This window comes from Steroidobacter flavus (genome assembly GCF_042651805.1).
Taxonomy (GTDB): domain Bacteria; phylum Pseudomonadota; class Gammaproteobacteria; order Steroidobacterales; family Steroidobacteraceae; genus Steroidobacter; species Steroidobacter flavus.
This window is the reverse complement of record NZ_JBHSDU010000003.1, coordinates 3,512,469-3,525,458: the sequence shown is the minus strand read 5'-3', so window position 1 is coordinate 3,525,458 and position 12,990 is coordinate 3,512,469. Positions and strand designations below refer to the sequence as shown.

9 protein-coding genes and 1 tRNA gene are annotated in these 12,990 nt (G+C 62.0%); 6 read left to right on the top strand and 4 right to left on the bottom strand.

The window, feature by feature from the left end; all coding sequences use genetic code 11:
* Positions 1–114: 114 nt before the first annotated feature.
* The 3 genes from roxA to ACFPN2_RS20925 all read right to left on the bottom strand — a co-directional run bounded on the left by roxA (position 115) and on the right by ACFPN2_RS20925 (position 3,685).
* The gene (gene roxA / locus ACFPN2_RS20935) at positions 115–2,145 is read right to left on the bottom strand and encodes a rubber dioxygenase RoxA (RefSeq protein ID WP_465270385.1); all 2,031 of its coding nucleotides are present in this window, start codon (positions 2,143–2,145) and stop codon (positions 115–117) included.
* A gap of 110 nt (positions 2,146–2,255) precedes the next feature.
* Entirely contained in the window at positions 2,256–3,233 is a 978-nt protein-coding gene (locus ACFPN2_RS20930; RefSeq protein ID WP_380600037.1) for a DNA-methyltransferase, read from the bottom strand.
* Positions 3,234–3,280: 47 nt separating this feature from the next.
* Entirely contained in the window at positions 3,281–3,685 is a 405-nt protein-coding gene (locus ACFPN2_RS20925; protein ID WP_380600035.1) for a GFA family protein, read from the bottom strand.
* Between the two features lie 259 nt (positions 3,686–3,944).
* On the opposite strand from ACFPN2_RS20925, the gene ACFPN2_RS20920 reads away from it, so the two are divergent.
* Positions 3,945–5,309 (top strand): diguanylate cyclase, encoded by a 1,365-nt coding sequence (locus ACFPN2_RS20920; RefSeq protein WP_380600033.1) that lies wholly within the window; start codon positions 3,945–3,947, stop codon positions 5,307–5,309.
* A gap of 37 nt (positions 5,310–5,346) precedes the next feature.
* Here ACFPN2_RS20920 and ACFPN2_RS20915 read toward each other — a convergent pair whose 3' ends face one another.
* Complete coding sequence (locus tag ACFPN2_RS20915) at positions 5,347–6,915, bottom strand: TolB family protein (protein WP_380600031.1); 1,569 nt, start codon at positions 6,913–6,915, stop codon at positions 5,347–5,349.
* A 102-nt stretch (positions 6,916–7,017) separates the two neighbouring features.
* Between ACFPN2_RS20915 and ACFPN2_RS20910 the strand changes: the two genes are divergently transcribed.
* The 5 genes from ACFPN2_RS20910 (at position 7,018) to ACFPN2_RS20890 (ending at position 12,955) form a co-directional block, all read left to right on the top strand.
* The gene (locus tag ACFPN2_RS20910; RefSeq protein WP_380600029.1) at positions 7,018–7,581 is read left to right on the top strand and encodes a sigma-70 family RNA polymerase sigma factor; all 564 of its coding nucleotides are present in this window, start codon (positions 7,018–7,020) and stop codon (positions 7,579–7,581) included.
* A gap of 15 nt (positions 7,582–7,596) precedes the next feature.
* Complete coding sequence (locus tag ACFPN2_RS20905; RefSeq protein WP_380600027.1) at positions 7,597–10,272, top strand: protein kinase domain-containing protein; 2,676 nt, start codon at positions 7,597–7,599, stop codon at positions 10,270–10,272.
* A gap of 374 nt (positions 10,273–10,646) precedes the next feature.
* Entirely contained in the window at positions 10,647–11,219 is a 573-nt protein-coding gene (locus ACFPN2_RS20900; RefSeq protein ID WP_380600025.1) for an HNH endonuclease, read from the top strand.
* Positions 11,220–11,402: 183 nt separating this feature from the next.
* Positions 11,403–11,474: transfer RNA gene (locus ACFPN2_RS20895), tRNA-Lys, on the top strand.
* A 335-nt stretch (positions 11,475–11,809) separates the two neighbouring features.
* Positions 11,810–12,955 (top strand): slipin family protein, encoded by a 1,146-nt coding sequence (locus ACFPN2_RS20890; protein ID WP_380600023.1) that lies wholly within the window; start codon positions 11,810–11,812, stop codon positions 12,953–12,955.
* Positions 12,956–12,990 lie beyond the last annotated feature (35 nt).

Here is a 12,990-nt window from a genome sequence, read left to right as displayed (position 1 = left end):
TGGGTGGGAAACTAAAGAGGCCGGCGCGCAGCGCCAACAAGAAAGGGCGGGCGGGAGGGCAAAACAAAAGAAACGCCGCGTAAGCGAAATCGCGTACGCGGCGTGAAACGAAAGTTACAAAGTCTTGATATATTCGATCAAAGCCCACCGCTCCGAATCGGTCAGAGACTGCGTAAAGTCATGACCCCCGTTGCCATTCCCATACAGATAGCTGTTATAGACCATACGCGACTTGATCTGCTGATCCGTCACCGGCGGCGGCGTCTGGTACGCCAGGTTCAGATACTGAGCCGCGACGTTATCCCACATCGAATACAGGATATCGATCGTCGCCATGCCAGCCGAGCAAGGCAGGAACGGTGAGGTGAAGACATTGTTGCTGCAATTCACCGCCGTGTACTTCCAGCCCAGCTTCTGCCAATCGTACGACGCGAAGCTGTAGTCATAACCCGCGTTCTTCCCGAACACCCCCGTTGCAGTGTACGGACGCTTCCACACCTTCGGACGATCCGCAGGCTTCAGCACGCCCCACAGATTCGGCACGCTGCCGTTGTGGAAGTAAGGCGCCGTAGCCCAGGCACCATACAGCGGCGGAGCGATGTAACCGATCGGGTCTTCCCAGATATTGGGGCCGAGCGGCGAGTAGATCGGTCCGCCGTTGTTATAAATGGAGCGCGGCACGCGACGCAGCTCGCTTTCGATGATGCTGTCCGACGGATAGCCGGTCCAGTCCGGGCTGAGCTCGTTGTACGCCCACCAGCCGCTGTTCCAGGCGCGACGCTGACGCTCGTCCGCCATCAGCTGCATACGCTGCGGGTCGGTACGAATCGTTTCGATCGGAGTGACCACTGCGGCCACGCCTTTCAAACGAGGATCCGGCAGATAGTTCGGGTCCGCCGCGTGCCGAGGCGAGTAAACGCCGTGGCAGCTTGCGCACGAACCGTTGCCGGCCGGCTTCGGAATGGCCGCATTGGCACCGCCTGCCCACAGATCGCGCTCGTGATAAATCACCGCGCCCTGCTCCGCCAACGTCGTGTTGATGGTCTTGGGATAGGTCGCTGGCGACAGCGAGATCAGGAAGTTATTGATGTCCTCGAACTCATCCTCGAGATTCCGGCGCGCGGTAGCATCGCGGAAAATATTCGCGACACCGAACGCCATCTCCGAGTGCACGTTGTCCGAGGACAGCGAGCCGTCCCAGAACTGGCGCGTCTTGAACGCACGAGCCCACCAGGCCGGCGCCTTGGTCATGCCTGCGTGCGGACTGTCGGCAACATACTCGAGCAGGCTCGGCGCCAGCGTCAGAGTTTCCATGTCGAACAGTGCCGGCAACAACGAGATCAGACCGATCGCATCCGAGCTGCCACGTCCGTTGCTCCACGGAATAGGTAACAAGTTACCCAGGGTGGTGATCGGTGTGGTTCGGAACATGTCCGACGCCAGCAAGCCCGCATCGTTCGCGCTGTTGGGCAGACCCCATTTGAACGAGGCTTCGGTAGTGGTGCCGAGTCGCGAGTCGTGACAGGCGGAGCACGACGCGCCGATCAGGCCCGTCCACTTGCCGTTGTCATCCTTGCCTTGAATCAGGCCCAACGGCAGCTGTCCGGACCCGCCATTGGTGGTGTTGGGATCTTCGCCCGGCAGCGGATACGGATTGCGGAACGGCGCAGGATACAAACCATAGCGCTTCGCCACCTGCTCCTCGAAATCTGGCGGACGCACCAGATAGCCCCATTGCTGATAGATGAAGTGATAGCTGATCGCCAGCGCCATCGGCTGGAAGAACTGTCGCTCCTCGAGGTTGATACGCCCACGAGTGGCGCTGGCGCGAAACTCGCCGCAAGTCGTCGGCCGCGGCGGCTTACGATTCACGAACGGCGGCGGTGGATTGTGAAGATTGACGAAATAAGCGTTGAACTGAATGGCCGCGTTCGGATTGGTATTCACACTCGGTGTCACCAGCGAGCGTGGGTCCACCACCAGCGGCGTGCTGTCCGGCTTACCATTACACCCCGCCATCAAGGGCGAGCGAAGCGCGGTCTGATCGAGCAACGGCAAGGTCTGCCCGTATGCTCCCTGAGCCATCAACAATATGGGCGCAGCCGCAAGCGCGGCCCACGCCCTCCCTAGTCTAAGGCGTCTCATGATTCCCCCTGTACAGCGACTCTTGTACAGGATGAATTCTTAACGACGGCGGCCGGACCGGGCTTCGTCGGAAGGGACGATTTCGAGGATGATTTCGGCGCGGGCCGCGCTCAGCCGAGCGTCAGCGCCGTCAGTTTCGGGAAAGCTTTGCAACCCATTGCGAAGTAAGTCACATCGCGCTCGGTGCCAATGGCGTGATAGCCCAGATGATCGGCGGCGGCGAGCGTAGAGGTGCTGCCTGCGAATGGGTCGTAAACAATGCCGATGCCAAGAGGCAGCGCCGCGCGCACGATCTGGCGCAGGAAACGTTGCGGCTTGAGCGAAGGATGAGGCGCGATCTCGCGCTCGACACCGCGCGTCGGCGAACAGGTGATGACGTCTTTGAAGGGCTCCTCACCGGAGATGCGCCGCAGACCGCCCGTGCCCCACTTGCGCAGATTATCGGCGGCGGTGCCTTCGAAAGGTTTTCTGAACAAGCCCCAGGGCTCCCAGCACGAGCGGGCCATCATCGAGACCTCGGAGAATTCTCTTTCCGCACCCTTGGGACGATCGCCGCCTCGCAGGGTTTGCACGAGCCGGATGATCTCGCCGCGCTTCTCGAAGCCCGCCCGTTGGAAGGCATGAAACGTCATCGTCGAGAGCAACGGATTGGACGCGAGGAACACGTGCCCGCCCGGCACCAGCGCCCGATTCAGACCGTAGGCGAGCGCACCGAAGAAGTTATAGAGAGCACTGACTTCCTCCTGCGAGAGCACCGTGAATCGAGGCAACGGGCTGCGCTTGGCGCCATCGAAAGACGGCGGTATACGCCACACGCCGCCCCGCCCCGCGCGCAGCTTGCGATGATTTTTCTCTTCGAACTCGACAATACCGTACGGCGGATCGGTGACGACGGCGTGGATGGAATGCTCGGGCAGCTCGGCGAGCCATTGAACGGCATCCGCCAGCACACCGGTCGCACGCTCAGAAAGATGGTGGCGGCGCTGCTCGCCATGATTGCGCACCCGCTGCCAGAGCTCGTTCTGACGATCGACCAGCGCGGCACGCCACGATTTCGCTCGGCCCGCGTCGGAGGCGATGATTTTCATGGGTGGCCATTGTGATTCAACGGCCACGGCAATCCAAGAAAAGCCACCTACAAATAGCTGATCACCTTCGGCTCGTGCATCCAGTCATAGTCGCGACCGTTGAGATAGCGAATCGGCAGCGCCGCCAGTTCCTCATCCGACACGCCGTCGAGACACGCGATGTTGATGGACACGAAAGCGCCACCGATCTCCGGCACGTTGCCACGACTGAAGGAGCGCAACCCGCAACTCTTGCAGAACAGCTGGTGCCCTTGCCGCGATCCGAACTGGTAGTCGGTGAGTTGCGCTTCGTCGGTCTGCAGCCGGAATGCTTCCGGCTTGATCACGATGCCCCAGTACCGGCTCTTCTTGCAGATCGAGCAATTGCACCGGGTCGTGCCCTGGCTCAGATCGATGTCCGCTTCGTAGCGAACGGCTCCGCAATGGCAGCTGCCCTGGTAGGTCTTCAACATCGGCCGGCCTCCTCGAGATGAAACGCTGTGGTTGACTGCCCGGAAGTGTAGACGGCACGCCTGTCAGATCCTGTCAGGGACCGTCGCCATTCGGGGGAACCCTGAACCGCCTGACTGGCGGCGCCTTCATTGCGCTTTTTGCGAGCCACTTCACTCAAGAAATCGGCCCAACGATTCGATGACTACGTATCACGCCCTGCGTCGCAGTTGCCGAAACAGGCAACAGACAGAATCAGCGCGGACCTCTTGAGTATGTATTGTGACGACTGGCACCGATACTGACCCTTGGCGGACCAAGTACTACGACAGCCTGGGGCGGCTGGAAGAGCAGCAGCTGCAGTTTCGTGCCATGGAAACGGCGCTCAAGCGGCTGGTCGGGCGGCTTTGCACGGCCGCGCTGGGCTTGGCGCCGCCGCTGGATGAGCAGATCAGAAAGCTGCAGGCGGTCATCCGTCGCGAGACTACGGCCGAAGAGCTGGAGAAACTCACCCCCGCGCTCACCGACGCCATCGGCGCGCTCGATCATCCCGTGCCGCCGGCGCCTGTCGCCTCGTCGACTCCATCGCAGGCGTTCGCTGCAAACGACGAGCGCGTGCGTGCCATTCTCGCCGCGCTGGTCGCCGAGCTTCGTCGCGACGTTGAGCTGGTCGCGCAGGCGGACGCAATCGACGAGAAATTGTCGCCCGCGCTGACCGCCGAGCAGCTGCCCGAAGTGCTCACGTCGCTGACCGACCTGGTCGGCAAGCGCATTCAGCACCTGGAGCGCGCCAACCAGGAAATCGAGAGCCTGCTCGGCCACATGGTCGGCAAGCTGGATGAGATCGGACAGTTCGTGGCCGAACAACATCAGAATCAGGCACAGTCGCACGCCAGCAGCGAAACCTTGAATACGCAGCTGGCCGGCGAGATCAAGGCCATGGGCGAAAGCGTGGAAAGCGCCAAGGATCTGCAACTGATCCGTCAGCAGGTCCGCGAACGCATGGACTCGATCGACAAACATCTGCAGGAGTTCCGGCAGCGTGAGGCGACCTTCGCCGCGGCCATCAGTGCCCGCAGCGATCAGATGCGCTCCCGCATCCTCGAACTGGAAGCCGAAGCCACGCGCCTGCAGAGTCAGTTACAAGACGAGCAGCGCGCGTCGACCATCGACGTGCTGACCCGCATTCCCAATCGCCAGGCCTACGACAAACGCGTCGAGGACGAGTTGCATCGCTTGCGTCGTTTCAAACAAGCGACCTGTCTTGCGGTGTGGGACGTGGATCATTTCAAGCGCATCAACGACAGCTACGGTCATCGCGCCGGCGATCGGGTGTTACAAGTCGTCGCCGACTGCTTTGCCAGCCGGATCCGTTCGACCGACTTCATCGCCCGCTACGGCGGCGAGGAATTCGTGATGATTCTGCCCGGCACGCATTTGGAAGATGCCTCGCGCTTCAGCGAGCGCATCCGTGCCGCCATTGCCGAGATCGGCTTTCACTTTCGCGGCTCGCCGGTCTCCATCACTGTTTCCAGCGGCGTCACTGCATTGTTGCCCGACGATACCGCCGGCACCGCGTTCGACCGCGCCGACAAGGCGTTGTATCGAGCCAAACAAGAAGGCCGCAATCGCTGCGTGACTGTATGAACACGGGCGGCGCCGACACGACGCCGCCCGTCATCGATCACGGCACGATCATGAAGTCAGAGACTTCACCGCCCGTCACCAGGGCGCCATTCATCTTGGCCGCAATCGTCGGCGCATTGATCTCCACCCGATACAACTCGGCCGCGGCGCTCTCCTGATCCGCCGTGTACACCATACGATCGCCCGCGTGGGTGTACTCGAACCACATCACGCCCGATGAGGACATCGGCGCGCTGAGCTTGGTGGCAACGCCGGCGCTGGCGAAGTTCACTTCATACAACTCGTACACAGCCGCGTTTTCCTGATTGGCGTTATAGGAGATGCGCGTGCCATCCGGGCGCATGTCAAATGCAACCACGCCGCCGCCCGCCACCATCGGCGCGCTCAGTTTGGTCGACAGGCCCGGCATCGACAGCTCGGCTCGATACAACTCCGGACGACCGACCGTATTCTGCTCGGCCACGTAGACAATGAAGTCGCTCTGCGGCCCGAATTCATACAACGTCGTGACGCGACCGCCCGCGACCAGCGGCGGATTGATTTTGGTCGACACGCCAGGCGCGTTGAGCGCCACCGTGTACAACTCGACCACGCCGTCGGTCGTTTGATCCGCGCAGTAAGCAACGCGAGCCGAATCGGGCGCGAAATGAAACCGGCACACGTCGCCACCGGACGTCATCGCGCCGTTGAGCTTCACGCTCGTGCCGGGATTCGACACCGGGACGGTGTAGAGTTCCAGCACGTCGTTCGCGTCCTGGTCCGCGACGTAGCCGATCTGTGCACCGTCGGGGCTGAACTCGAACTCATCAGAAACATCACGGTCGGGGCCCATCTGGGGATGCACCCGTTGCGCCACACCGGGGTTTGAGATGTTAGCGATGAACAGCTCGTACACCTCCACGGTGTTCTGATCGGCACGATACAGAACTCGCGTGCTATCGGGGCTGAACTGATAGTTGTCTCGAACCCAACCACCGGCAACCAACGGCGCGTTCAACTTCGTGGCCACACCAGGGTGGGCGAGATCCACCAGGAACAATTCATAGATGTCGTCCGTCACATCGGCGCGATACACGACCTTGGTGCCGTCAGGGCTGACGATGAAGTCGCGCACGTCGCGGTTCGTCTGCAATTGCGCATTGAGCTTGGTCGCCACGCCAGGGCTGGCGAGGTTGACCGAGTACAGCTCGTAGCGACCGGAAACGGAACCGTCGGCAATATAAATGGCGGCCTGACCGTTTGGCGTAGCGGCGAATTGATCGACGCTGCCGCCGGTGGCCAGGGCACCGTTCAACTTGGTCGAGCCGGTCGGGCTGCTCGCATCGGCCAGATACAACTCCCAAATGTCATCCGCGTCTTCATCGGCGATATAGATGACCGGATTCGGCGAGCTCGAGCCGGAACCGGTGTCGCCACCGCCGCCGGGCGCTGGATTGCCACCACCACCCGTGCCGGTATCGCCCGAGCCGCCCGAGCCAGAGCCGCCGCTGCCGGTGCCGCTCGAACCCGCGCCGCCGTTGCTACCTCCACCGCCGCCACAAGCCGCCAGCATCAGGGCCGCGATCGTCGTTGCTAGTAATCCGCCTCGCCGTGTATCGAAAGTCATGGTCTACTCCACTGAGTTTGAGTCGTACTAAAATGTCTCCTGCTGACCCATGCGCAGCGGTCCGCCGAAAAGGCTCACGGGAAATCCGAAAAATTTAGAGATATGTCCGGCAGCGATGTGACCCGCCTGCTCGATGCGGCCGGCGGCGGAGAAAAAGAGGCCATCGGGCGGCTGTATCAGGCCGTGTATGACGAGCTGCGCCTGCTCGCCGAGTCGAGCATGCGCAAGGAGCGCTCCGGTCATACGCTCCAGCCCACCGCGCTGGTCAACGAGGTGTATCTGCGACTCAACCCTGGCTCGGGCGAATGGCAAAACCGTCGACACTTTTTCGGCGCGGCCGCTCAAGCCATGCGCCGGGTGCTGGTCGATCACGCCCGCCGCAAACATGCGGAGAAACGCGGCGCCGGTCAGGAGCGCGTCACGCTGTCGGATCTGGATATCAGCGCGCCGGAAGAAGATATGGATGTTCTGGCGGTCAACGACGCGCTCGATCAACTCGCCAAGGAAGATGCGCGGCTGGCCGAAGTCGTATCGCTCCGTTTCTTTGCAAACATGAGCATCGAGGACACGGCGCGGGCGCTGGATCTTTCCCCCGCCACCGTCAAACGTGACTGGACCTTCGCCCGCGCCTGGCTGTGCGAGCACATCCAACAACATCGCCCATAGCCGCAGGTTGATTGCATGAATTTGCAAAGCGAGCGTGCGCTGTTCGATGCCTGCGTCGATCTGCCCAAGACACAGCGGGCACAGTGGCTGCAGGCACATTGTCCCGATGACGAGAGTCGCGAGCGGATCACCCGTTTGTTGGAAGCTCACGATGCCGCCGAGCGCGACCATGCGCTCGAGCGACGCACACCTCCCCTGCCGGGGCGTGGCGAGCGGCGGATCGGCCCGTACAAATTATTGGAACGAGTCGGCGAAGGCGCGATGGGCGAGGTCTATCTCGCCGAACAAATCACGCCCGTGGTCCGACGCGTGGCGCTCAAAGTCATCAAGCCCGGCATGGACTCGCGCGACGTCATCGCCCGCTTCGAGGTGGAGCGGCAGACGCTGGCATTGATGAGCCATCCCAGCATCGCTCACATCATCGACGCGGGCACGACTGAGTCCGGCCAGCCGTACTTCGCGATGGAATATGTGGCTGGCATTCCCCTGAATCGTTACTGCGACCAGCACCGGCTCGGCATCGATGCGCGCCTGCAATTGTTCCTACAAATCTGCGATGCCGTTCAGCACGCCCATCAGAAAGGCGTCATCCATCGCGACTTGAAGCCCAGCAACCTGCTGGTCAGCGAGCTCGATGGCCGGCCGGTGCCGAAAGTCATCGACTTCGGCATCGCCAAGGCAGTCACGCCCGGCGCCCAGGCCAGCCGCGCTCACACCCGGATCGGTCATCTCATCGGCACGCCCGAATATATGAGCCCGGAGCAGGCGCAGCTGTCGCCGCTGGACGTGGATACGCGCTCGGATGTTTATTCGCTCGGCGTCGTGCTCCACGAGCTGTTGACCGGCACCCTGCCCTTCAAGATTGCGAATCACGATTCCAGCCCGGCGCAGCTGGTGCACGAGCTGTTGACGTTCGATCCGCAGGCGCCGAGCACGCGGGTCAAGACCAGCTCGCAAGCTCTCGACAGTGTCGCCGAATACCGCCGGCTCACGACGCGACAGTTGTCCTTGCGCCTGCGCGGCGATCTCGACTGGATCGTGCTCAAGGCGCTGCAGAAGGATAGAAACAATCGCTACGGCTCCCCTGCGGAGTTCGCGGCCGACGTGCGCCGGCATCTTGCGAACGAGGCGGTCCTCGCCGGCCCGCCGTCGGTTGCCTATCGAATGCGCAAATTCGCCGTGCGCCATAGCCTCGCGCTGGCGCTGGTGTCGGGCTTGTTCGTTTCGCTGCTCGCGTTCGGCGGTGTGATGGCGTACCAAGCCAAGGAGATCGCGCATCAACGTGACGAGGCTCGCTATCAGGCACAGCGAGCCGAGGCGTCGAACGAGTTCATGAGCTTGATGCTGGAATCGGTCGGCCCGGAAGGCCGCGCGCTGACCCCGATCGAGCTGGTGGATACCGGCCTCGATCTGCTCGACAAACAATATAGCGACGACCCACGTTTCGCGGCGCGCATGTTGTTACAGATGGCCCGCCGCTACATGGACCTGCACAACACCGGCAAGCAACTCGAAGTGCTGCAGCGGGCCGATACCATCGCCCGCGACCTCAAGGACGACGAGTTGATCGCCGCCGTTCAATGCGCGGCGGTTGGCACCGAACTGGATGCGAATAACTATTCGGAAGCGGACCGCCGGATGGCGCTGGCTCGCGAGGCCATGCAACGGCTCGGCCATACGCCAGTTTCCACCCGCGTGGATTGCTTGCGCGCGGAAGCTGACATCGCGCACATGAATCGCGATCGGGCTGGAGCCATTGCGAGGCTGAAAGAGGCGCAGGATTTACTGGAACGCTCCGATGACACGCGCGGCCTGCGCTACAACGCCGTGCTCACCGATCTGGGCGGCATCTACTACAACACCGCTCGTTATAAAGAAGCGCTGGAGCTCAATCTGCTCACCAGCGACGCCCTGGATCGTAACGGCCGGGGCGGCACGCTCGCCAAAGCCACCTTGATGATCAATCGCTCCTCGCTGTTATATCGGCTGGGCGAGATCGAGAATGCCCGCAAGGTCGGCGCGGAAGCCATGCAGCGCATCCGTTCCTTGCGTGGCGCGCAGCCCATCCCCATCGCGTACAGCGTTTCTTATGGCACGACGTTGCAACGGCTGGGCAAATGGGAGGAAGCCGTGGCGGTGCTGAACGAAGCCAGCTCACAGGCCAAGCTGCTCGACAGCCAGTTCCTGAGAGCGAATGCCAACCATCAATTGGGCCGCGCACTGCTGGGTAGCAAACAACTCGACGCCGTCGAAGAAAAGCTCGCCGATGCAGAACAGCTCTGGATGGCGAACGAGAATGGCAATCGCGACCGGCTCGGCGACCTGCTGCGAACTCGCGCGGAGCTGGCCATGGCCCGCGGCAACTATGAAGCCGCCCGCCAGTTCATCGAAGCCTCGCTCGCCAAACTGAGCTACGCCCCCGACAAGGATTTGTCGCCCGGCGCCAGTGCCGCGTTCGCCACCGCCAGCAAGATTTATCTGCAACTGGGCGACGTCGATCGGTCCATCGCTTCAGCGAAGCAGGCCCTGGCCCTGGCTGAACGCGTCGCTCGCGATCCGTCGGGGAGCGCCGATATCGGCGACGCTCTGCTGGCACTGGCCAATGCTCAACAGGCCCGGAGCGACCCGGCGAGCGCCGCGACCCTGGCCCGGGCGAATGAAACATTACGCAAGGCCCTGGGCCGGTCTTGATAGGTCGATCTTAAGATTTGAAATATAAAAATAGTTGTGATTGAAATATTCCATTGCTAGACTCGCCGCCGGTTTGAACTTTCGTCAATCCACCGAATACATGCACCTGAGACACGGCAACGCCTCGAACAACACGCAACGCGATTTTATTCGCGGCGTGCTCGGCTGCCCGTCGTACCCAGGTCGCTGGTAACCGCCTTTGGCTCTGCCCCGAAGGCGTAAGCCGGACGGGGCATCGCAGGAGCCATGTCGCACGAGCCACCGCTCGGCGACCCCTCTCTCCGAAATGCCTCGCCCGCGAGGTTTTTGTTTCAAGCACGCACGCGTGAGGCTGCCCTCATGCGTTTTGGCCACTGGACACAGGAGGAGCAACGATGAGTCCGCACATTCTCGCGCTTGACGTCGCCGGCGCTCCGCACCGGTGGTTGAACGTTCGTCAGGCCGCGCAGTACTACGCCACCGACATGATCGCGTGGGCCGCCGGTCAGCACGAATTCGTGCTGCACGGGGGCACGCAGCGCCTGACCGGATTGCAGTCGATGATTCGAGCCAGCTCGATCATCGCCATCAAGGGCCGGGATTTCATGATCCGGCACTTCGATGTGGTGCCGACCTTGAACAAGGACATGCTGCTGGCTCGCGACCGTTATATCTGCGCGTACTGCGCGCAGCGTTTTCGCGCTGAGCAACTCGATCTCGAGCACATCGTGCCGAGATCGAAGGGCGGCGCGGACTCGTGGATGAACCTGGTCGCTGCCTGCAAGGCGTGCAACCACCGCAAGGCGGACCGCACTCCCGAAGCGGCGGGCATGAAGCTGCACTATGTGCCGTACGTGCCGAACCGATACGAGGCGTTCATTCTGAGCAATCGTAAGATTCTGGCCGACCAGATGGAGTTTCTGCTCCTGGGTGTGCCGCGAAGCTCGCGACTGCACTTGAACGGATGAAACATCGGCGGACGGAATGTTTCCGTCCGCCGCTAACAAGAATTTCGATGAGCGCGCGAGCGTGCATCGATACCACGGTCTGGTTGTCGTCTCTGTGTCAGCGGTTGTGGGTTCCACCACACTGGCACGCTGCAGCGCTGCTGCTGTGTGTACCGCGCAGGACGCCTGCCTGATCCACCACCATGCAATGTAGCTCAGCTGGATAGAGCAAGCAGTTTTTCTGCTCGGTCGAGGGTTCGATTCCCTCTATTGCAGCTAACGACTCTTAAAAAGTCGCGGTAAAGCCGAAAGGCTGGGGTTCGAATCCCCCTGTCGATGCCAGTTGCATCTCCCCGCGAAGCGAAAGCTTCGCACCCGAGGCGCCCCTGCGGTCAGCAATGAACCGCAACGCGTGCCAAGCCTTGAGCGTCGATGCTCGATGCGGCCGGGCCCGATGAGGAGCGCTCGTTGAATATTTGCTCGCGCAGGGAGGCGGGAGCAATGACGACGATCGCCCGCATCGGCGATGACCGCACCGAAAGCGACGACCGCGCGACAGGCGTGGGGTGGCCTCGGACTTATTTTTTCTGGGCGAACAACAAGGAGGCCCTATGACGATCAAGCGAGTTCTCATCGCCCAGCACGAGCGGGCATTGGTATGGAAGAACAAGACCTTTGCCGGCGTGCTGGAGCCGGGCAAGCACTGGCTGACCGCGCCGTTCACCGATGTCGCGATTCAGCTCTACGACCTCACGGTGCCGGAGTTCGAACACCCGCGCGTCGACGTCCTGATCAAGGAAGCTCGAGCGCTGATGGAACGTTACTTCGACATCGTCGAGCTCACCGACAGCGAGGCCGGTCTCGTTTATAAGAACGGCAAGCTCGCCGGCGTGCTCGCACCCGGCAAGCGTCAGCTGTATTGGAAGGGCCCGATCGAGGTGCAGGTCGAGAAGATCGATATCTCACAGGATGTCGACGTGCCGGCGCGCGTCGCCAAGCTGCTGGCTCGCGCCAAGCAGCCGCTGCTCGCGCAGGTCAACGAAGCGATCAGCTCGGTGGAAGTGCCGGATACGTCGGTGGCCTTGCTGATCGTGGACGGTAAGTTCACCCGGCTGCTCGAGCCCGGCCTGCACGCGTTCTGGAAGTTCCAGCGCACTGTGAAGGTCGAGCAGGTCGATCGGCGTGTGCAGACCATGGAAGTGTCGGGGCAGGACATCCTGACTCGAGACAAGGTCAGCCTGCGCGTCAACCTCACCGCCCTCTGGCAGGTGGAAGACGTCGTGCAGGCGCGCTCGGTCCTGCAGAACTTCGTGGAGTTTGTTTACAAGGAGCTGCAGTTCGCATTGCGTGAAGCCATCGGCAGCCGGACGCTCGATGAATTGCTCGGTGCGAAGGGCGAGCTGGATCGTGAGATCCAGACCTCGGCGCGCGGCAAGATCGAGCAGCACGGCATTCGACTGGCGAGCGTGGGCATCAAGGACGTGATCCTGCCGGGAGAGATGAAGGAAATTCTCAACCGGGTCGTGGAGGCTGAGAAGGTGGCGCAAGCGAACCTGATCAAGCGCCGAGAAGAGACCGCGGCAACGCGCTCTCTGCTCAACACGGCACGGCTCATGGAAGAGAACCCGACGCTGCTGCGCCTGAAGGAGCTCGAGACCTTGGAAAAGGTCACCGAAAAGGTCGACAAGCTGACCGTGTTCGGCGGACTCGACGGCATGTTGAAGGACATGGTGCGCATCCAGGTCCCCGCGACCTGACATGCACCCAGGCCTGGCGGGCAACCGCTGGGCCT